Annotated in this window: 15 protein-coding genes; 6 read left to right on the forward strand and 9 right to left on the reverse strand. The window is 73.0% G+C overall.

Annotated elements, in window-relative coordinates:
- Positions 1–6: 6 nt before the first annotated feature.
- Entirely contained in the window at positions 7–1191 is a 1185-nt protein-coding gene (locus ACN27B_RS20085; protein ID WP_422741253.1) for a hypothetical protein, read from the reverse strand.
- 263 nt (positions 1192–1454) lie between these two features.
- On the opposite strand from ACN27B_RS20085, the gene ACN27B_RS20090 reads away from it, so the two are divergent.
- The 3 genes from ACN27B_RS20090 (at position 1455) to ACN27B_RS20100 (ending at position 6258) form a co-directional block, all read left to right on the forward strand.
- On the forward strand, positions 1455–3017 hold the full coding sequence (locus tag ACN27B_RS20090) for a glycosyltransferase family 2 protein (RefSeq protein ID WP_099161696.1): 1563 nt from the start codon (positions 1455–1457) through the stop codon (positions 3015–3017).
- Positions 3018–3021: 4 nt separating this feature from the next.
- On the forward strand, positions 3022–4305 hold the full coding sequence (locus tag ACN27B_RS20095; RefSeq protein WP_091578570.1) for a nucleotide sugar dehydrogenase: 1284 nt from the start codon (positions 3022–3024) through the stop codon (positions 4303–4305).
- Between the two features lie 204 nt (positions 4306–4509).
- On the forward strand, positions 4510–6258 hold the full coding sequence (locus ACN27B_RS20100) for a CDP-glycerol glycerophosphotransferase family protein (RefSeq protein WP_422741254.1): 1749 nt from the start codon (positions 4510–4512) through the stop codon (positions 6256–6258).
- A 56-nt stretch (positions 6259–6314) separates the two neighbouring features.
- On the opposite strand, the gene ACN27B_RS20105 is transcribed toward ACN27B_RS20100, so the two are convergent.
- Entirely contained in the window at positions 6315–6857 is a 543-nt protein-coding gene (locus tag ACN27B_RS20105; protein ID WP_099161695.1) for an acyltransferase, read from the reverse strand.
- A 68-nt stretch (positions 6858–6925) separates the two neighbouring features.
- Positions 6926–7264, reverse strand: a complete 339-nt coding sequence (locus ACN27B_RS20110) for a DUF952 domain-containing protein (RefSeq protein ID WP_099161694.1) — start codon at positions 7262–7264, stop codon at positions 6926–6928.
- 85 nt (positions 7265–7349) lie between these two features.
- Between ACN27B_RS20110 and ACN27B_RS20115 the strand changes: the two genes are divergently transcribed.
- Both ACN27B_RS20115 and ACN27B_RS20120 read left to right on the forward strand, forming a co-directional pair.
- Positions 7350–8006: a response regulator transcription factor gene (locus ACN27B_RS20115; protein WP_099161693.1), complete on the forward strand. Its 657-nt coding sequence runs from the start codon at positions 7350–7352 to the stop codon at positions 8004–8006.
- Positions 8007–8016: 10 nt separating this feature from the next.
- Entirely contained in the window at positions 8017–9450 is a 1434-nt protein-coding gene (locus ACN27B_RS20120; RefSeq protein ID WP_422741255.1) for an ATP-binding protein, read from the forward strand.
- A 6-nt stretch (positions 9451–9456) separates the two neighbouring features.
- Here the strand turns inward: ACN27B_RS20120 and ACN27B_RS20125 are convergent, their stop codons facing one another.
- The 4 genes from ACN27B_RS20125 to ACN27B_RS20140 form a co-directional block, all read right to left on the reverse strand.
- Positions 9457–10410 (reverse strand): TAXI family TRAP transporter solute-binding subunit, encoded by a 954-nt coding sequence (locus ACN27B_RS20125; RefSeq protein ID WP_422741256.1) that lies wholly within the window; start codon positions 10408–10410, stop codon positions 9457–9459.
- 60 nt (positions 10411–10470) lie between these two features.
- Positions 10471–11124 carry a hypothetical protein gene (locus ACN27B_RS20130; protein WP_099164675.1) on the reverse strand — a complete coding sequence of 218 codons (654 nt, stop codon included), beginning with the start codon at positions 11122–11124 and terminating at the stop codon, positions 10471–10473.
- A gap of 109 nt (positions 11125–11233) precedes the next feature.
- On the reverse strand, positions 11234–12037 hold the full coding sequence (yaaA, locus tag ACN27B_RS20135) for a peroxide stress protein YaaA (RefSeq protein ID WP_422741257.1): 804 nt from the start codon (positions 12035–12037) through the stop codon (positions 11234–11236).
- A gap of 16 nt (positions 12038–12053) precedes the next feature.
- Complete coding sequence (locus ACN27B_RS20140) at positions 12054–13631, reverse strand: hypothetical protein (RefSeq protein ID WP_422746024.1); 1578 nt, start codon at positions 13629–13631, stop codon at positions 12054–12056.
- Positions 13632–13713: 82 nt separating this feature from the next.
- On the opposite strand from ACN27B_RS20140, the gene ACN27B_RS20145 reads away from it, so the two are divergent.
- Positions 13714–14790, forward strand: a complete 1077-nt coding sequence (locus ACN27B_RS20145) for an App1 family protein (RefSeq protein ID WP_422741258.1) — start codon at positions 13714–13716, stop codon at positions 14788–14790.
- Between the two features lie 403 nt (positions 14791–15193).
- Here the strand turns inward: ACN27B_RS20145 and ACN27B_RS20150 are convergent, their stop codons facing one another.
- Both ACN27B_RS20150 and ACN27B_RS20155 read right to left on the reverse strand, forming a co-directional pair.
- A complete protein-coding gene (locus tag ACN27B_RS20150; RefSeq protein WP_422741259.1) occupies positions 15194–16630 on the reverse strand; it encodes a hypothetical protein in 1437 nt (478 codons plus the stop codon).
- A 506-nt stretch (positions 16631–17136) separates the two neighbouring features.
- Positions 17137–21312 (reverse strand): FG-GAP-like repeat-containing protein, encoded by a 4176-nt coding sequence (locus tag ACN27B_RS20155; RefSeq protein WP_422741260.1) that lies wholly within the window; start codon positions 21310–21312, stop codon positions 17137–17139.
- Between the last annotated feature and the right edge of the window lie 40 nt (positions 21313–21352).

Below are 21352 nucleotides of genomic sequence, written 5' to 3' on the forward strand. Positions count from 1 at the left end.
CCGGGATCACGGCGACCGGTTCCAGATCATCAGCACGTAACCGCCGAAGTAGGCGGAGAGGATGGCCAGCGGCGCCAGCACGGTCACCGCGCGCGCCCAGCCGGCCCGGGCCAGCGCGACCGCGACCGGCAGCAGCAGCGGGAACGCGGGAAGCAGGAAACGCGCCTTGGCGTGGTAGTAGCCGGCGGCGCCGAGCGTGGTGAGCAGGATCAGTCCGCTGTAGAGCAGGAGCTGCCACGGCTGCCGGTCGAGCGCACCGAGCACGAACAGGGCCAGCGCGACCAGGACCACCAATGTCACCACGTACATCGCCAACGCCGAGGGGTGGGCCAGCACCCGCTGGCCGACCCGCACCGTGTCGACGCCGAGGTCGAAAGTGGTGCCCCACCCGGCGTCCTGGATGTGGAACCAGCCGTCCGGCCGGCCGGTGCGCCAGCCCACCCAGGCCAGGTAGCCGAGCCAGCCGGCCGGCGCGAGCAGCAGCGCCGCCCAGGGACGCCAGCCGTCGCGACGGCGGAGAACCGCGATCGATGCGGCGACGCAGACCACGGCGAGCAGCGCCGAGCCGGTCGGTCGGGTCAGGCCCGCGGCGAGGCTGAGCAGCCCGGCGACGAGCCAGTCACCGCGCAACAGCGCATAGAGGCACCAGGCGGCGAACGCCGTGAAGATCCCCTCGCTGTAGCTCATGTTCTGCACGATGCTGTGCGGCAGCGCCCCCCACAGCACGGCGAGGAGGATGCCGACCCGTCGGTCGTACAGGCGCTCGCCGATCGCGAACAGGCCCCACGCGGCGGCGAGCGCCGCGACACCGGCCAGGGCGAGCGCGGTGGCACGGGTACCCAGGGGGGTCAGCGGCTCCAGCGCCCCGACCAGGTGCGGATAGAGCGGGAAGAACGCCATGTCGCTCTGGGTGCGTTCGTACCCGTCGTAGCCGTGCTGGGCGATGCGCAGATACCACTCGCCGTCGGACTCGGTCAGCAGCGCGCCGGGTCGGGCGCCGACCGCGCGTGCCCAGAGCCAGAGCGTGACCAGGCCCAGCGACCGCACGGCCAGGTAGCCGACGAGAGCGGGTAAGGCCGACCGGAACGCGGCCACCAGACGGTTGCCGGAGGCGGTCCGGCCGGCCGGGTCGGTGCGGCCGCCGGTCGCCGTCTCCGGTGACGGCAGCTCGCGGCGGGTCGGCGCGGTCATGTCTGGTCCTGTCCGAGTGGTGTCGGCCGGCCCGTCGGCCCGCCGGTGACTGCTCCTCGGGCGACGGGAGCGCCGTCGCGGCCCGGGGTCGGGTGCAGGGTAGCAACGGCGACACCGCGGTCCGGCAGCCGCGGTGGCGGCGGTCTCCGGCGTGGCGCTTGTCGTACACTCGCTCCGGTCGGTCGCGGGGTGCGACGCTGGTTCACACGGAGACGGACGGGCATGGGTTCTGACGGCATCTCGTTCCGGACGGCGGTCGCCCGGTGAGGCAACCGGACGTGACGGTCGTCGTCGCCGTCTACAACACCATGCCGGACCTGACCACCTGTCTGACGTCGTTGGTGAACCAGACGATCGGGCACGATCGGCTGGAGATCGTCGCGGTCGACGACGGTTCCACCGACGGCAGCGGCGCGGAGCTGGACCGGTTCGCGGCGGCCTATCCCTCCCTGATCACGGTGGTGCACCAGGCCAACTCCGGTGGCCCGGCCGCGCCCAGCAACCGGGCGCTCGACGTGGCCACCGGCCGGTACGTCTTCTTCATCGGCGCGGACGACCACCTCGGCCGGGAGGCGTTGGAGCGGCTGGTGACGGCCGCCGACCGGTGGGGCTCGGACGTGGTGCTCGGCCGGATGGTGGGCGTGAACAAGCGGTACGTGCACCAGGAGATCTTCGACCGCACCCGCTCCGACGTCGACCTGTACGACTCGCCGCTGCCGTTCTCGCTGTCGAACACCAAGCTGTTCCGCCGGGAGCTGGTCGAGCGACACCGGCTGCGCTTCCCGGAGGACATGGCGGTCGGCAGCGACCAGCCGTTCACGGTGGAGGCGTGCGTGCGGGCCGCCCGCATCTCGGTGCTGGCCGACTACGACTACTACTACGCGGTCAAGCGGCTCAACTCCACCAACATCACCTACCGCAGCGACCACCTGGCCCGGCTGGAGTGCGTGGAGCGCATCGTCCGGTTCGTCGCCGAGCTGGTCGAGCCGGGCGAACGGCGCGACGCGGTGCTGCGGCGACACTTCGCCTGGGAGATCGCGAAGCTGTTCCGCCCCGACTTCCTGGCGCTGGACGCCGACACTCAGGAGCAGGTCCGCGTCCGAGTCGGCAAGCTGGTCCGGGAGTACCTCACCGACCGCATCCGCGACCAGCTCGACCCGGACGCCCGGGTGCTGGTGGGCGCGGCCGCCTATGGCCGTCCGGCCGACCTGCTCGCGATCATCCGGCAGACCGCGAGCGACGGCCTGCCGCCGACCGTCGTCCGCGACCAGCGGTGGTTCGCCGCCTACCCGGGTTTCGGCGAGCCGGACGCGGGCCTGAGCGAGGAGTGGTACGAGGTGAAGCCGACGGCGAGCCGTTGGCTCGCCGCGCTCAACGCGGTGTCGGTACGCTGGGTGACTGGAGCTGACGGCGACCGCCGTGTGCAGATCCTCGCCCGCAGCCCTCGGCCCGACCTCGCCGATCTCGTGGGCGACGACCTGTCGGTGCAGGTGGGCGCGGCGGAGGCGGTGGTGCGGCTGTTGCCCGCCGACCCGATGGGCACGACCGTGGAGGCCACCTTCCGGCTCCAGGACGTAGCGGCGGAACTCACCGCGAAGGGGACGGCCCGGGCGGTACGCATCCGGGTGGCCGGCAGCGTCGCCGTCCCGTTGCGGGGGCTCCGGCCGCCGGTGCGGCACCGGACGATGCACCGCGACGGGAGCCGACTGCACCTGGTCACGATCAACAACAACCACAAAGGTCAACTGGCGTTCACCGTCTGGCCGGTGACGCTTCGCCGGGTCGCGGCCCGCCTTCGGCGCCGTCTCCCCCGAGGAGGAGAGTAGTTTCATGAACATCTGCGTCGTCGCGCTCGGAAAGATCGGGCTGCCGCTCGCCGTGCAGTTCGCCTCGAAGGGGCACCGGGTGATCGGTGCCGACGTCTCCGAGCGGGTCGTCCAGCTGGTCAACGACGGTGCCGTGCCCTTCCCGGGCGAGGCCGACCTGGACGTCAAGCTGAAGGAGGCGGTGGCCGCCGGGCTGCTGTCGGCCACCACCGACACCGCCGCCGCGGTCGCCGAGTCGGAGGCGGTCGTGGTGGTCGTGCCGCTGTTCGTGGACGCCGAGGGTGTGCCGGACTTCGGCTGGATGGACGACGCCACCCGGGCCATCGCCCGTGGCCTGAAGCCGGGCACGCTGGTCAGCTACGAGACCACCCTGCCGGTCGGCACCACCCGCAGCCGGTGGGCGCCGATGCTCTCCGAGGGCTCCGGCCTCACCGCGGGCACCGACTTCCACCTGGTGTTCAGCCCGGAGCGGGTGCTCACCGGCCGGGTCTTCGCCGACCTGCGCCGCTACCCGAAGCTGGTCGGCGGCATCGACGAGGCGTCCGCCGCGCACGGCGTGCGGTTCTACGAGGCGGTGCTCGACTTCGACGAGCGCGCCGACCTGGACCGGCCCAACGGCGTGTGGGACCTGGGCTCGGCCGAGGCGTCCGAGCTGGCCAAGCTCGCCGAGACGACCTACCGGGACGTGAACATCGGCCTGGCGAACCAGTTCGCCCGCTTCGCCGACACGGTCGGCGTGGACGTCACCAAGGTCATCGAGGCCTGCAACACCCAGCCGTACAGCCACATCCACTCGCCGGGCATCGCGGTCGGTGGTCACTGCATCCCGATCTACCCGCGGATGTACCTGTGGAACGACCCGGCCGCCACCGTGGTCCGCTCGGCGCGCGAGGCCAACGCCGCCATGCCGGACTACGCGGTGGACCTGCTCGCCGCCGCGTACGGCGACCTGACCGGGGTGGGAGTGCTGGTGCTCGGCGCCGCCTACCGGGGTGGCGTCAAGGAGACCGCGTTCTCCGGCGTCTTCCCGACCGTGGAGGCGCTGCGCCGGCGGGGTGCGACCCCCTACGTCTCCGACCCGATGTACACCAACGAGGAACTGGCCGCGCACGGCCTGCCCGGCTACGACGGCGAGCCGGTCGGCGCCGCGGTGATCCAGGCCGACCACGCCGAGTACCGCAGCCTCGCCCCGGCCGACCTGCCGGGCGTGACGGTGCTGGTCGACGGCCGCCGGGTCACCGACCCGGCGCGCTGGACCGGCGTCCGCCGGGTGGTCATCGGCGGCTGATCCCGTCCGCGCAGCGGGCCCCGGCCGGTGACCGGCCGGGGCCCGCTGCGTGTCGTGGCCCGGCGCGCACCGATGGTGAAAGTCGTCGTCCGTCGTTCACCTGCCGGACACCCCGGCAATACTTGTGTCACTTGGCCCGTTTAAGGTCGCAGCCGTCCGGTATCGGGCCCCTTCGACACCGGCGGGCAGACAGGGAGCGTGTCGTTGTTCAGCAGAGTACGCAGCCAGCAGGGTCTCGTCGCGGTCGGCGCGACGCTCCTCGGCTACGCGGTCATGATCCTCTCCGGGGTCCTCGGCCTGGTGGTCCCGTACGCGGTGGCCGCCGTGGTCGCCCTGGCCGGTGAGGCGGCCCTGGCCACCCGGTACGCCGGGACCGCCGAGCTGCTCGACAAGGCCGGCCTCGGCGAGGTCTTCCGCCGCCTGGTCCGGGACCTGTCGGTCGTCCTGCTGGTGGTCGCCGCGGTCCGTCCCGGGGTGGGCGGCGACGTCGCGGTGCTGCTGCTGCCGGCCGCGCTCTGGACCGTGGCGGTGGCCACGTCGGCGGTGACCAAGGTGATCGACGGGCGGGTCGACCCGCCGGCCTACACCCGCAACATCGACCTCGGCGCGCTGAGCCGGGTGCCGGTGCCGCCGGCCTGGGCGCGCCGGCTGGCCGGGTTGCGGCTGCCGCTGCTCAACGTGCTGCTGGTGCCGGCCGCCGTGGTGGCCGTCGCCGTCGACCGGGTCGCCCCGGTCGTGGTCACCGCGGCCGTCACGCTCGTCGCCGGACTGGTCACCGCCGCGGTGCTGGCGTCGACCGCGCTGCGCGGCCGGGGCAAGGCCCCGGGGGAGCTGCCCGCCGTGCACGACTGGCTGGCCCGGGAGCAGCCCGAGGTGGCCCTCTACTTCGCCGGCCCGGCCAAGGACGTCTACCAGGCCAACATGTGGCTCGCGCCGGTGGAGGCGACCGGACGGCGCGCGGTGGTGCTGCTGCGGGCCGCGGACGCGTTCGACGAACTGGCCGACACCCGGCTGCCGGTGATCTGCGTGCCGGCCGGCGTCGACTTCATGAACCTCGACCTCGGCTCGCTGCGGGTCGCCCTCTACGCGGCCAACGTCGGGGCCAACATCCACCTGCTGCGCGAGCCGGGCGTGAAGCACGTCTTCGTCGGGCACGGCGACAGCGACAAACAGGCCAGCGTCAACCCGTACAGCAAGGTGTACGACGAGGTGTGGGTGGCCGGTCCGGCCGGCCGGGAACGGTACGCCCGGGCCGCGGTGGGCGTGCTGGACCGCGACATCGTGGAGGTCGGCCGCCCGCAGCTGGCCGGTGTGCACACGTTCGGCTCCGGCGTCGCCGACCACCTCTTCACCGTGCTCTACGCCCCCACCTGGGAGGGCTGGCTGGACGACGACCCCTACCACACCTCGCTGGTGCTGATGGGGGAGCGGATCGTGTCCGGGCTGCTGGCCGCCGGGAACCTGCGGGTGGTCTACAAGCCGCACCCGCTCACCGGCACCCGCTCGGCGAAGGCGCGGGCGGTCCACGAGCGGATCGTCGCCCGGATCCGGTCCGCCGGCGGTCAGACCGACCCCACCTCGCTCGACGGCACCGCGCACCTGGTGGTCACCGGTCGCACGCCGGCGCTGTTCGACTGCTTCAACGCCACCGACCTGCTGGTCAGCGACGTGTCGAGTGTGGTCTCCGACTTCGTGCAGAGTGAGCGGCCGTACGTGGTGGCCAACCCGGCCGGCCTGCCGGAGGACGAGTTCCGCCGGCAGTTCCCCACCGCCCGGGCGGCGTATCTGCTCTCGGTCGACTGCGGCGAGCTGCCGAAGATCCTCGCCGTGACCCGGACCGGGGACGACCCGATGGCCGAGGCCCGGCGGGAGTTGAAGGAGTATCTGCTCGGCCCGGCCGGGTCCAACCCGATGGACCGGTTCCGGGACGAGATCGGCCGGCTCTGCGGCTGACCGACGCGCCGACGCGCGGGGGCGACGACCGACCGGCCGTCGCCCCCGCTGCGCGTTCAGCCCTGGTGCGGCGGGTTGTCGACGTCGCGGGAGACGACCTCGCCCTTCTCGTCGACCCAGCCCTTCGGCCGGGCGGGGTTGCCCGCCACCAGCTGGTACGGCTTGACGTCCTTGGTCACCACCGAGCCGGCCGCGATCATCGCGTACTCACCGACCTCGATGCCGCAGACCAGCGTCGCGTTGGCGCCGATCGAGGCGCCCCGGCGGACCAGCGTCGGGGTGATCGTCCAGTCCGGATTCTGGGCGCGCGGCCGGAAGTCGTTGGTGAACACCGCGCACGGGCCGACGAAGACCTCGTCCTCGATGGTCACGCCCTGGTAGACCGAGACGTTGTTCTGGATCTTCACCAGGTCGCCGACGGTGACGCCCGCGTCGACGTAGACGTTGCGGCCGATCACGCAGCCGGCGCCGACCTGGGCGCTCGACCGGACGTGCGCCAGGTGCCAGACCTTGGTGCCGTCACCGACCCGGGCGCCGTCCTCCACGTCGGCCGTCGGGTGGACGAAGACGGAGGCGGACCGGTCGTTGCTGTCAGTCATCTCAACTCGCATCGTGGCAGGGCGCTGCGTCGCGCCGTCGGGCGGGTTCGACGCAGCATAACGAGCCCCTAGCCGAGCAGCTCGGCCACCACGTCGGCGGCCGGCCGGTCCGCCGGCAGCGGGTGCGCCGCGACCACCGCGTCCACCGGCAGCGCCGCGTACAGGTGCGGGAACGCCGCGCCGCCGCGCGACACCTCCCACCGCAGCGCGTCGCCGAGCCGACTCTCGTCCACCGCGAGCAGGGTCAGGCCGGTCACCCCGGCGAAATGCCGGCGCGCGGTCTCCACCACCTGGTCGGCCGCGGACAGGTGGAGGTAGCCGTCCTGCCGGTCCAGCGCGGTGCCGGTGAACCGCCCGGCCGCCCGCGCCTGCCGCCACTCGTCGTCGGCGAGAATCTTGTAGATCACGACCGCAGCCTAGAGCGGCCTCGCGCCCCGGCGGCGCGTCTGCCACCATTTCGCGGGACGACGCGTCGAACGAGAGGGGGCACGGGTGCGGATCCTCCTGGTCGAGGACGACCGTCGGGTCGCCGCGGCCCTGTCGTCCGCGCTGACCCGGCGCGGCTACCAGGTGGAACACGCCGCCACCGTCGCCGCCGCGCTCTCCGCCGCCCCCTGCGACCTGGTCCTGCTCGACCTCACGCTGCCCGACGGCGACGGCACCGACCTGTGCCGGGAGCTGCGCCGGCGCAGCAGCCAGCTCGGCATCATCGCGGTCACCGCCCGGGGCGAGGAACGCGACCGGGTGCTCGGCCTGCGGCTGGGCGCCGACGACTACGTGGTCAAGCCGTTCTCGATGGTGGAGTTGCAGGCCCGGATCGAGGCGGTGCTGCGCCGGGCCGCGCACACCGTCCCGGAGCGCAACCTGATCGAGGCGGGCGAGGTCCGCATCGACGTGGGCGGCCGGACGGTGACCGTGTCCGGCCGGGCGGTGGCGTTGACCCGCAAGGAGTTCGACATCCTGCTCTCCCTGGCCCGGCAGCCCGGGGCGGCCGTGCCACGCGACCGCATCCTGCTCGACGTCTGGGGCACCACCTGGGCCGACCGGCACACCGTCGAGGTGCACGTCGGGTCGCTGCGCGGCAAGCTCGGCGACCCGACCCTGGTGGAGACCGTGCGCGGGGTCGGCTACCGGCTCCGCGGCGCGTGAGGAGGCCCCGGTGCGCCGCCGGCTGGTGATCAGCTACCTGCTGCTGATGGTGCTGGTGCTGTTCGCGCTGGAGACCCCGCTGGCGGTCACCCTGGCCTCCCGGGAGACCGACCGGGTACGCGCCGACCGGCTCGCCGACGCCACCCGCTTCGCGTCGCTGGCCGGTCCGGCGCTGCGCGGCGGCGGTCCCGGCCCGCTCGGCGGGGAGCTGGCCGCCTACGACGACCTCTACGGCATCGGCGCGGCGGTGGTGGACCGCGACCGGCGTACCGTCGCCGCCTCGCCCCGGTGGGAGCTGGGTGTGGGCACCGGCCCGGCGCTCGACACGGCCCTGTCCGGGCAGCAGTTCAGCGGCCCGGAGTCGGTCTGGCCCTGGGTGGACGGCCCGCTGGTGACGGCGGTCCCGATCAACGACGGCGGCGAGGTGCTCGGCGCCGTGGTCACCACCACCCCGGCGGACCCGGTGCGCCACACCGTCACCGCGTGGTGGCTGCTGCTCGCCGGCATCGGCCTGCTCGCGGTGCTGGCCTGCGTCTCCACCGCGTTCGGGCTGGCCGGGTGGGTGCTGCGCCCGGTCACCGAGCTGGACTCGGTGACCCACGAGATCGCCGAGGGCCGCCGCACCGCACGGGTCCGGCCCCGGCTCGGCCCGCCGGAGCTGCGCCGGCTGGCGACCAGCTTCAACCACATGGCCGACGCGGTCTCCGACGTGATGGACCGCCAGCGGGCCTTCGTCGCGCACGCCAGCCACCAGCTGCGCAACCCGCTGACCGCGTTGCGGCTGCGGGTGGAGGAGCTGGGACCCAGCCTCACCGACCCGGACGGCCGGGCCGAGCACCAACTGGCGCTGGAGGAGACCGACCGGCTGGCCACCGTCCTCGACGCGCTGCTCACCCTGGCCCGGGCCGAACGGGAGGAGAACCAGCGGGTCACCGTGGACGCCTCGGCGGCGGCCGCGTCCCGGGTGGCGGCCTGGCTGCCCCTGGCCCGACACCGGTCGGTCACCCTCCGCCTCGACCCGGGCGAGGCGCCGGCGTACGCCCGGACCGTGCCGACCGCGATCGACCAGGCACTCGACGCCCTGATCGACAACGCGGTCAAGTTCAGCGGCGCCGGGGGAGAGGTGACGGTGACCGTCCGACCGGCCGACGGCGGGACGGCGCTGACCGTGCGCGACACCGGCCCGGGCATGACGGCCAGCCAGCTGGACCAGGCCACGGAGCGGTTCTGGCGGGCGCCGGACGCGCAGAACGTGGACGGCGCCGGGCTCGGGCTGACCATCGCCGCGGTGCTCGTCGACGCGTCCGACGGCCGGCTCACCATGCGCCAGGGCGAGCCGCGCGGGCTGGTCGCCGAGCTGTGGTTCCCGGCACCGCCCGACGACCCGGGCGGCGCGGTCGAACCGGCCGCCCCGCGGCGCGCCGAGGAACCGGTCGGCACCTGAGCCCGGTCAGGGCTTGGCCGCGCGGTACCACTGCGCCGCGCCCGGGTGCAGCGGCAACGGCGTGGTGACGATCGCCGACCGGGGGCTCATCCGCCCCGCGGCCGGGTGCGCGGCGGCCAACTCCTCCCGCCGCTCCATCAGCAGCCGGGTCACCTCACGCACCAGCGTGGTGGGCAGTTCGGCGCTGACGATCAGGTAGTTCGGGTTGGCCACCGTGCTGACCGGATCCGCCTGGTAGACCGAGCGGGGGATGTCCCGGGTCACGTAGACCTCCCCGTACGCGCGCCGCAACGGCTCGGTCCAGTCGCCCAGGTCGACCATCCGCAGGGAGGTCTGCCGGGCCAGCTCCGCGACGCCGCGCACGGGCAGGCCACCGGAGAAGAAGAACGCGTCGATCCGGCCCTCGCGCAGGGCGGTCACCGAGTCGTCCAGCCCCAGGTGCTCCTGCCGGACCCGCTCGCCGTCGAGCTGGGCCACGTCCAGCAGCCGGGTGGCGGTCACCTCGGTGCCCGAGCCGTCGGCGCCCACCGACACCCGCCGGCCGCGCAGGTCGGCGAGCGTGCGCACCGGACCACCGGCGGTGGTCACCAGGTGCAGGAGGTCGTCGTAGACCCGCGCCACGGCGAGCACGCGGGGGTGCTCCGGTTCGCGGGGCGGCAGCACGTCGGCCTGGGTGAAGCCCAGCTCCGCCTCGCCGGAGCCGACCAGCCGGACGTTCTGCGCGGAGGCCGCGGTGACCACGACGTCCGCCCGCACCTCGGGCAGCTCCCGGTTGAGCAAAGCGGCCAGCGACTGGCCGAACGCGTGGTAGACGGCGGTCGGGCTGCCGGTGGCGATCCGGATCCGCACCGGCTCGGTGGGCTCGTCCCGGCAGCCGGCGACGGCGGTGACGAGCAGCAGCAACAGGGCCAGCGGGGCCGCGGTCCGGCGCCGGCCGCGCACAGACCAGTGTCGGCTCACGGGCTGCACTCTGCGCCGTGCACCCGCCGCCGCGCAAGCCCGCCCGCGCGGGCGGGGTCCTCAGCCCAGTTCGGCGCTCTCGGTGATCCGGGCCCGGTGCTCGCCGTTGGGCACGCTCACCAGGAAGCACCCGGAACCGGGCCGCAGCGCCGCCGGCACCTCCAGCAGGGCCGCGCCGCGCACCAGCACCGCCGCCAGGTCGCGGTCGGCCAGCCGGATGCCGAGGCAGTGCCGGCGTACGTGCCGGCCGCCGGCGAGCAGCGCCGCCCGCCAGGCCGCCGCGGCCAGGCGCGGACGCCAGATCCGGCGCGCCGTCGAGGCGCCGGGGACCGGCCCGCCGAGCAGTTCGCGTCGGCCCTGCCGCCAGCCGGCCGCCAGCACGGCCGCGTACGCCGGCCGGTGCTCGAGGGGCACCGACAGCCGGTGCAGCTCGAACCGTCGGCGCAGGCCGCCCGTGGTCAGCTCGTGCTCCACCGGCACGTCGAGGCGGCCCAGCAGCTGGCGCATCCGCTGCGCGGCGTCCTCCCGGTTGAACTCCGCGACCCCGCCCCGGTACGGGTCGACGTCGAACCGGCGGACGTCCGCGGCCGGGGGCGGCGTGCACCGCACCATGCAGGCGACCTCGAACGCGTCGGCCAGGGTCAGCCAGTCCAGCGGTGGTGGCGGCGACGACGGGCGGGGCCGGTCGAGCAGCGTGGTGGGCTCGGAGAGCATCGGCACAGCTCCTTGGTCGGCGTCGGGGCCCCTCTACCGTGGCCTGCCCCGCCGGGCCGGGGAACCGCTGCGCCCGAGCCTTGAGCAAAATTTGCGCGAACGCCGGCCCTCAGAGATCGGCGACGACGAGGTCGAGCTGCCGGGGTCGGCCGGTGGCCCGGGGACCCTCCTCGACCGTGTACTTCAGCTCGCGCAGCGCGCCCACCAGCGCGTCGGCGGTACGCGGGCGGGCGCCGGCGAGCAGCAGGTCCCGGACCAGGCGGCCCTTGGTCGCCTTGTTGAAGTGGCTCACCACGGAGCGCGTCGGCGTCCCGTCCACCACCCGCTCGTGCAGCACCCGCACCGTCACCGTGCGCTCGGCGAGGGGCCCGCGCGGGGTCCAGGTGGCCGCGTACGCGCCGGAGCGCAGGTCGAGCACCGGACCGGTGCCCGCGGCCGCCGTCATGACCGGCCCCAACGCCGGGCGCCAGTACGCCGACAGCGCCCCGACGCCCGGCAGGCGCGCCCCGATCGGGCACCGGTACGGCGGGATCCGGTCGCTGAGGCGGACCGCGCCCCACAGGCCGGAGCTGATCAGCACCGACCGGCGGGCGACCCGCTCCGCCGCCGGGGGCAGCGTGGCCAGGTCGAGCGCCTCGTAGAGCACCCCGGTGTAGAGCCGGGCGGCCGGCGCGGTGGCCGCCACCCGCAGCCGGGCGTTGCGCCGCAGCTCGCCGCGCTGGCCCTCACTCAGGCCCAGCGCGTCCCGGGCCGCCGCCTCGTCCGGGCCGGCGCAGAGGTCGACCAGTGCGGTCAGTACCGCCTCCCGGGCCGGGTTCAGCTCCGACAGGGACAGCCGCGACAGGTCCAGCCGCCGGCCGGTGCCGGCCTCGGCCTTGCCCTCGGACGGGGGGAGCAGGATGAGCACCGGCACAGCGTACGGGCCGGACTCAGCGCCACGGTCGCACGGCGCGGTCCGGGTGGTAGACGCGACTGTCGCCGACCTCGGCCACCAGCGCCGCGTCGGCCCGGTCGCCGAGCAGCCGCCGCAGGCCGCGTTCCGCCGACGAGCCGACCGCCACCACGTACCCGGGCCGGTCCGCCCGCCCCACCCGCTGCCAGTACGCCGGGTAGCGGTTCTGCCCCGGCGTCAGGTTGCCGTCCAGCACCCCGCACGCCACCGCCTCGCCGGTGTTGAAGATCAGCCGGTTGCAGGTCCAGTAGTCGCCGTACACCTCGTGCAGGCCGGACCGCAGCACCGTGTCGGCCAGCCGGCGGGCGGACAGCTCCTCGGCCCGTACCCCGGGGGCGTGGGCCAGGAACGCCGCCGTGCCGGCGACCGCCGCGGCGGTCAGCCCGGCCAGCACCGCGGCGGCCGTGACACCACCCAGCCGGGCCACCCGGCCCGCGGCGGCGCGCAGCGCGTGCGCGGCGGCCAGCCAGAGCGGCCAGAGCACGGCCGGCAACGAGATCTGCAGCACCGAGAGGTAGCGGGCGTTGCCCAGCGGGTCGGTCGCGGCGAGCGGGCTGCGCACGTACACCAGCAGGGTCAACGCCGCGCCGACGACCAGCGCGAGGACCGCCGCGGCCCGGACCCGCGCGGCGTGGTCTCCGGCCCGGCGGTACGCGACCAGCCCGAGCCCGGCGGCGGCCACCAGCAGCACCGGGTAGAGCACGCCGAACCACTGTGCCCAGCGCGCGCAGCCGTCCATCGGGCACAGCCCGGAGGCCAGCGGCACCCCCTCCAGCAGCCCGCCGCGCACCCGGTCGACGATCGTCGGCGCCACGCCCTCCTTCGTGCTGACCTCTCGCAGCACCGACAGCGAGTCCTGCCCCGGCGGCGCCACCAGGTTGTCCTTCACCACCGGCGCGATGCCGACCAACAAACCCGCCACCAGCAGCACGCCCGGCCAGCCGACCAGCTCGCGGGGGACCGCCAGCACCAGCACCACGGCCGCCACCAGCAGGTAGGGCGCGATCAGCCAGTCCGACCACAGCGCCAGCCCGACCAGCAGCCCGAACCCGCCGGTGGCCAGCCAGCGGTGCCGGATCCGGTCCTCGCCGAGCGCGACCGCGATCAGCAGCAACGCCAGCACCGCCGGCTTGACCTCGGGCCGGCCGCCGACCACGGTGAGCTGGTCGCGGACCACCCGTTCCGACCCGAGCGCCAGCAGGCCAACCACGACCACGGCCAGCCAGGGGGAGAGGAGCCGGCGGGTCAGCCGGTACGCCAGCCACAGGAAGATCGCGTAGAGCGCGACCAGCGGCAGCCGCAGCAACGGCCAACTCGGTCCGGCCCAGCCCACCAACGGCGCCGCCAGATACGACTCCAGCACGCCCATGTAGCGCTGCCCGTAGAGGAAGACCGGCCGCTCGTGGCCGCCGGCGATGTGCAGGGCGGCCAGGCCGAACGTGGCCTCGTCGCTGTTCGAGGCGGGCACCGTGAGCACGGTCAGCACCAGCCGGTAACCCACCCCGACCGCGCCGAGCAGCAGCGCCACCAGCGCCGGCGCGTCCGGCCGGCCCATCGCGTCCCGCTTCACCTGCGACACGACGCAGTCTGGCACGCTGCCGGCCGGCGCCCGGGGCGGATCGGCGCAGATCACTCGCGTGGCCGGCCCCCGTCGGTTGTGGCAGTGTTGCTACGTGCCACCCACACCACCGGACCAGCTGGCCGTGCCGCAACTGCACCGCGCCGCCCGCATCGAGGACGCCGTGCACGGGCTCGTGGAACGCCGGCTGCGGCGCACCGGGTGGCAGCCCAACATCATCGCGTACGCGGGCTACGGCGCCCCCGGCTGGGCGCGGGTGCTCTGCCGCGTGCTGCTCGGCCGCCCGGACACCCGCCGGCGGGGCCGGCTGGACAAGGTGCGGGGCTGGCGCAGCTTCGCCACCCTGCCGGCCAAGCACGCCCGGGTGACCGTCGAGGTCAACGGCGTGCGCCACGAGGTGACCGCCGACCGCAGCGGCTTCGTCGACACCGTCGTCGAGGGCGACTTCACCCCCGGCTGGGGCTGCGTACGCCTCAGCGTCGCCGACGCCGAGCCGGTGGAGGCGCTGGTACGCATCCTCGACCCGAACGTCCGGTTCGGCATCCTCTCCGACATCGACGACACGGTCATGGTGACGGCGCTGCCCCGACCGCTGCTCGCCGCGTGGAACACGTTCGTCCTCGACGAGCACGCCCGCACCGCCGTCCCCGGCATGGCGGTGCTCTACGAGCGCCTGGCCACCGCCCACCCCGGCGCGCCGGTCTTCTACCTCTCCACCGGCGCCTGGAACGTCGCGCCGACGCTGACCCGGTTCCTCTCCCGCCACCTCTACCCGGCCGGCCCGCTGCTGCTCACCGACTGGGGGCCGACGGCCGACCGCTGGTTCCGCAGCGGGCGGGAGCACAAGCGGGCCACGCTGGCCCGGCTGGCCCGCGAGTTCCCCGACGTGCGCTGGCTGCTCATCGGCGACGACGGCCAGCACGACCCGGAGATCTACCGGGAGTTCGCCGCCGCCCACCCGGACAACGTGGCCGGCGTGGCGATCCGGCGGCTGTCGCCGACCCAGTCGGTGCTGGCCGGCAGCCTGCCCGCGCCCGCGGGTCGCTCCTCGTCCGGCCCGGTGGGCCAGAAGTGGCTGAGCGCCCCCGACGGCGCCGGCCTGTGGAAGCTCCTCCGCGAAGCCGACCTGGTCTGACCCGGCCCCTGCCCTTGGCTGGTCGGCGGTGGCCAGACGGTCCGGGGCGGGGTGGGGGTCGTCGGTGTTCCTCGGCGGGGTCCGGGATCCGCGGTGGCCCTACGGGCTCGGGTTCCGCGGTGGTCCGTAGTGGTCCTCGGTGGCTTTCGCTGGGACGGGAGAGGCTCGCCGTGGTGGTGCCCGGACCGTGCTCTCCGCGAGCCGGCCACTGCTCGTCCGACCCACTTCATCCACCTATCGAGACCACCAATCCAAAACCCGGGAAGCCCCGAGATCTTGGTATGAAACGGCCCCCAGAGAGGCCATTTCATACCAAGATCTCAACCCCCGCCGCGTCGATCATGAGGTTGACGGTCTTGTGGATCTTCTGGAGTGCCGCCAACCTCATGATCGACGCCAGGGGTCAGCGGGGCGGCGTGGCGGATGCGGGGGTGATGGCCTCGGATCCGGGGTCGCCGGGGGCGCAGCCGGGGACGCGTGGGTCGGCCACCTGGTACACCTGGCCCGCCTGTCCCTGACCTGCCTGTCCTTGTTTTTGGCCTGCCTGGTCCTGGCCTGCCTGGTCCTGGCCGCCCTGGTCCGCCGGGCTCTCGTCCGCCTGGTTCTGCTCGGCGCTCTGGTCCTGGCCCGGGGCGAGGCCGGCATCGGCGCCCGGCTGCCCGCCCGCCGCGTTCCCGTCCTGGTTTCCGGCTGCGCCTGCGGCGCCGCCCTGGTTCTGGTCCGCGCCCTGATCCGCGCCCTGGTTCTGGTCCGCGCCCTGATCGCGGGCGGCCTGACGGGCAGCGCGGATCTGCTGGAGCAGAGCGCGTAGCTGCTGGATCCGCGCCCGGATCTGCTGGATCCGCTGCGCCACCCGGTCACCGGCGTCGCCCGCCTGCTCACCGGCCGCGCCCTGCTGTCCGCCGTCACCGGCCGCGCCCTGCTGTCCGCCGTCACCGGCCGCGCCCTGCTGTCCGCCGTCACCGGCCGCGCCCTGCTGCTCACCCGCGCCGGCCTGCTCACCCCCGGCGCCCTGATCGTCCGCGCCGGCTTGGTCGTTCGCACCGGTCTGGGGGCCGCCCTGATCCGCGCCGCCCTGATCCGCGCCGCCCTGTTGCACGCCGCCCTGCTGACCGTCCTGTCCGGCGGCCTGCTGCTTCTGCTGGCGGGCGGCCCGGGCGGCCTGCACGATCCCGGCGACCTGGCCGATGAGGCCCCCGACGGCGTTGATGATGCCGGCGGCCCGTCCCGCACCACCCACCGCGCCAGCACCCGCACCGGCCGCACCCGCACCGGCCGCACCGCCTCCGGCCGCACCAGCGCCGGGACCGGCGGCGCCGGCGCCGGCCTGCGCCTGCTGGGCGCCCCGCGCGATGCCCCGGATGCCGCCGAAGATGCCACCGAGCCGCTGGACCCGGGCCTGGGTCAGCTGCGGGTCGACCAGCTGCCCGGAGCGCTCGCCGCGCATCTGCTCGGTGACCGCCCAGGCCCGGTCGAGTTCGATCGCCATGGCCTGCTCCCAGGGCACGCCCGGGCAGGCCGCGCCGGCCACCTCGACCGTTCCGGCGCAGCCGGCCGCGGCACGCCGTTGCCGGATCAGGTCGACCACCGCCAGCCGGTTGGCGATCCGGTCGGCCGAGTTGGCGTCCGGGTCGCGGCGCTGGTCCGCGATGAAGGTGAGGTTGTTGCGCAGCGCGCCGTCCAGGCCGGCGCAGTTCTCGGCCGCCTGGCCGGTGCCCGTGGCGACCGCGAACGCCGCCCCCGCCGTCAGCGCCAACGCCACCCCGCCGGCGATCTTCCGGTTGCGGGACGGGCCCGCCGTCGCCCTACGCCGCCTGGTTGTGCCCCTGCTCCACGCCATCGAAGCTCCTCCGCCTCGTCGTCACGGGTGTCCGGCATCCGTATGGGGATACGAGGAGTCGAGCCAGGCCGGTTCAGGCGGATGGGTCAGGGAGCGTTCGACCTCGACGCAGAGTGATGCGGGGAGCTGATTAGGCTGCTGAGAGTTGCGAGGCTCAGGGATAAGGGTGTCGGGGAGATAACCTCGCGTAGGCCTGATGACCCAGCGTCACATCCGGACCGAGGGTGTCCGTGACGTTGTCGCGCCAGGCATGCGCAGGACGGTAGAGCCAGCACCCCGTGCCACGACTCGTTCTCGACGTACATCTGTTGGGTTCTCGACGCCGGATGTCCACCGCCGCCTTGGAGACCCTCAAGGCCGCTGGAGTCAGATCCCGTGGATCAGTAGGAGGGTTGTTGCGCGCGGAGCACATGAACGACACGCGTATCGATGAGGTGCGTCTGGTGTACAGGACGCGGGGGTAGCCCCAAGGGCTACCCCCGCGTCCTCCCGTCAAGGGCGGTGCGTCAGAAGATCAGGTCAACGGCCGACCATTTTGCTCCGATGACCTTGTATCCGGATCTGAACCGTCCGATGCCGTTGCCCTCGTAGAGGTACAGGTCCTTGGTCGAGGCGTACCGGGCGATCACGTCCGCGTTGCCGTCCATGTTGATGTCACCCACCGAGAAGATCCGGTCGACGTAGGCCCAGTTGGAGCCGACGATGCTGTAGCCGGTGGCGATCCGCCCACTGCCGGTGCCGCGGTAGAGGTACAGGTCCTTGGTGGTGGCATGGCGCGCCATCACGTCGGTCTTGCCATCGCCGTCGAAGTCTCCCGGTGAGAAGATCGTGTCGAAGGCGGACCACTTCGATCCCACGATCGACACGGAGTCGGTGATGATGTGGCCCCGGCCGTCACCCTTGTACAGCCAGATGTCCTTCGTCGCGGTGTAGCGGGCCATCACGTCGGCCTTGCCGTCGCCGTCGAAGTCTCCCGGTGAGAAGACGGTGTCGAAGGCGGACCAGTTCGCCCCGATGATGGTCCATCCCTGGATGAATCCACCACGACCGTTGCCCCGGTAGAGGTAGAGATCCTTGGTGCTCTTGTGCCAGGCGATCACGTCGGAGTAGCCGTCGCCGTCGAAGTCACCGGGGGAGAAGGCCGCCTGGAAGTTGACCCAGTTGCCGCCGATGACCGTGGAGCCCGACTGGAAGCGACCGGCACCGTCACCCTTGTAGAGCAGGATGTCGTTGGTGGGCGTGTACCGAGCCATGACATCCGGGATTGAGTCACCGTCGAAGTCCCGGTTCGGTCCGGCCGGCTTCGCCTGCACGGGGCTGACGACCTGGTTCCACGCGAGCACCTCACTGAGTTGCCCGGAGAACCAACCGCCGGTGGCGGTCGCCGACGTCTTGTGCGCGCCCATCAGGAACGGTCCGGTCGCGTTCCAGGCACTGGTGTGGATGCCGACGCCCTTGTTGACGGCGCCCAGGTAGAGACCGAGACGCCCGTTCGCCCGCTCGTAGCTGACGGTGACGTGCGTCCACACCCCGAGTCGGGCGCTGTTCGCGCCCGCCGTGACCGTGTCCCAGACCGGGCTGGCCGCGTCGCTCTGAGGCATCGCCGCTCGCCAACTGTTGTCGGACGCATCGATCCAGAGCTTGAATCCGGCGGCGCTCGCTCCGCTCTGCGACACCACCGTGCCGCCCGCCGCGTTGGGCTTCACCCAGGCCGAGACTGTGAAGTCCGCATTCGTGGCGAAGGCCGAGCCAGTGGTGGCGAGCACGCTGCTGGTGCCGCCGAAGAGCACGCTGGGTTCGAAGAGGTCACCCGTCTGCCAACGCGCGGTACTTCCACTCGCGTCCAGGTTCCCGACCGCGTCCGCGGCTGCCGCCTCGTTCACGACCGGACCACTTTCCCCGTCGGCGAGCTGCCACGCGTGATTCGCGGTGATCAGGTTCTGCTTCGGCGCGGCCGAGATGACACCGCTTCCCGCGGTGGCGTTCAGGTTGGAGACCGTCCACGTGGTCACCTCGCTCTGCGCACCGACCGCCCACAGGTCGGGAATGCCGTCGGAGTTGATGTCGGACGCGCGGAGGACCAGCGGGACACCCGGGTTCCAGCTCGCACTGAGCTGGAAGGCGGTGTAGGTGAGCTGCTGCGTGTCCGGGTTCATGCTGAGGTTGGTCCACAGGTGAAGAGCGCCGGTGGACCGGTTGCGCAGGAACATCGCTGTGCCGTCCGGCATCTGGGCGGTCGCCAGCGTCCAGTTCTGCCAGTCGTCGCCACCGGAGGGGGTGAGAGCGGTCGTCCGGACGGTGCCGTAGTAACCGCCGATCATCGGAAAAGTAGCCGGATAGTAGGTCAGGTGGAACTTGTTGCCCGCGTCTCCGCTGATGCCGATCAGATCGGGAAAGGCGGAGTCGACGTGCCGGCTGTCGCCCGCGTTCGCCAGTTCCCGGGGTGAGTTCCCGAGTTCGTCGCGCAGCTGGTCGGAGACGACGCTGAACTGGTTGCCGCTTTCCTGAGGTCGGATGACCGAGCCGTCACCATTGGCGAGCAGCACGCCGGCACCGCCGGCGTTTGCGCCGGTGGGGTAGTAGACGAACAGGTCCTGCATGCCGGTGCCGCCGAAGCGACCGGTGATCACCTGGGCCCCGTCGAAGTCCTGGGGTGCGTTGTCCCCGGTGACACCGTTACCTCGGGCGCCGATGTTGGTGCCGATCCGGTCGATGCCGGTGCTGCCCTTGCCGTTGGCGAGCCAGAGGCCGGAGGGGATGTTGTTGGAGGCGCCGACGGTGAGCAGGTCCGCGACATCGTCCCCGGTGAGATCACCGTCGGTTGCGGTGGCGGCGGGGATCGCCATGAAGGTCTTGCTCGCGCTGTCGCCGAAGTTGCCGCCGGCCGAGCGTGCGGAAACGGTGACCGTGTTGGTGAAGCGGGTGGGCGAGATGGTGATGGTGGCGGCACCCGTGGCGTCGGCGTCGACCTCGACCGGCGCGGCGGCGTTGAGCTGGTAGACGTAGCTGCTCGGGACCGTGGTGCTGGTGCCCTTGGTGACGGTGAACGTCACCGGTTGCCCGATGGTCGCCCCGGCGGACGGCTCACCGACCACGGGCTGCCCCGGTCGGGTGGGGTCGAAGGTGAAGGTACAGGTGGTCGACCAGGCGCTGGGCGTGCGGAAGTCGGTGGTCTGGACCTTCCAGGACAGGCTCGTCATGGCGCCGTTGGCTGCCGTGCGGAGCTTGTCGACCGGTACGACCAGCACCGCGGTGCTGCCGGAACTGGACGTGAGGAGATTGGGGTCGGACGTGGCGATGGGCGTCTGGCTGGCGTCGCTGGTCTTCCAGAGTCTGAAGGTGGTGCCGAGAGTCCCGTTGTTGCGGTCGGAGACGGGGGCGTAGAGCGTGACGGTGCCGTCACCGACGGTGGAGCCGCCCGCACAGGCGGTCTTCGGGGAGGTGGTCAGTCCGGTGGGGGTGTTGGGTTTGTGGTTGTAGCGGATGGTGAGGGTGGGGCTGGTTTCGAGGAACTCTTTCCAGCTCTCGGGGTCGCTGGCCTCGTTGGCGGCGACCATCCAGAGGGTGCGGGTGGCTTTCTTGTTGGTGACGTCGGTGCGGATCTGACCGGTGATGTCGAAGGACACGGCGTCGGCGTCGCAGCCGGAGTAGCCGTGGGCGAAGCTCTCCGAGGCGATGACGCTGCCCTTGCTGACGCCTTCCCAGTAGTTCCAGGTGGCGTTCGAGGAGGACAGGACCGTCGAGGGGCCGTAGACGTTGACGGTCTTGTCGTCGCAGGACCAGGACCGGGTGTTGGTGATCTTGAAGATGGCGTCGTAGATCTCGGCGTCGGTGAGAGTGCCGTAGGGGACGGGGAAGTTGATCAGCGTGTTGGAGCGCTGGCTTCCGGCGTTGCCGACCTGCATCCGCCCGATGAGGTCCGGTGTGGACTTCCAGTAGTTCGTGGACTGGTGCTGGTAGGAGATGGACGCCCAGCCGGACATCTTCGACCCGGCCGGTGTCCAGGAGAAGGCCGGATCCACGAAGACCGGGAACACGGTCTTCGGATCGGTCAGCAATGTCCGGTCCGGGGTCAGTCGCAGCTTGCCCGCACCGATGCTCACTCCGACCCGGGCGGTCCGTGCCGTCCGTCCCGGGGCGACGGTGCTGGACAGGGCACCTCGCCCGGCGGTGACCGACGCCGACGCGGGGGAGGCGCTGGAGTCCCACATCGTCGGCGCGGGAGCGGTCAACACCGCTTGGCCGGCCCGGTCGCGTCCGGTGATGTTGCCCGCTGCGTCCGCAGCCAACGACACTCCCCGGCCCGACGTGGTCAGTTCCAGGGCGGCCAGACGCCTGTCCGATGCGGCCTGCCGGGTCTTCACCACGAACACGTGGGAGAACGCGCCCTCCGGGCTCACCCGCACCGTCAGGTCGATCCCCGGCAACACCTCGGGATAGGTGGCGGTCGAACCCGACAGCACCGGTGCCGGCAGTGCCATGGGCGCTGAGAACGTCACCGCCCGATCGCCGCTGACCAACTCCGCCAGGGGGCCGGTGCCACCGGGCGACAGGCGCACCTGGTTCGTCGTCACCCGCGCCGACACGCCACCGTCGGCAGAGCGCACCAACGTCGGGTCCAACGTCTGCCACCGGCCGTCGACCCGGGCCCGCGTCGGCACCACCGACTGCGTCAACTCCATCGAACCGTCCGGCAACACACTCAACCGCGAGGACGACGTA

It is taken from the genome of Micromonospora sp. WMMD754 (assembly GCF_049315235.1).
GTDB classification, from domain to species: domain Bacteria; phylum Actinomycetota; class Actinomycetes; order Mycobacteriales; family Micromonosporaceae; genus Micromonospora; species Micromonospora sediminicola.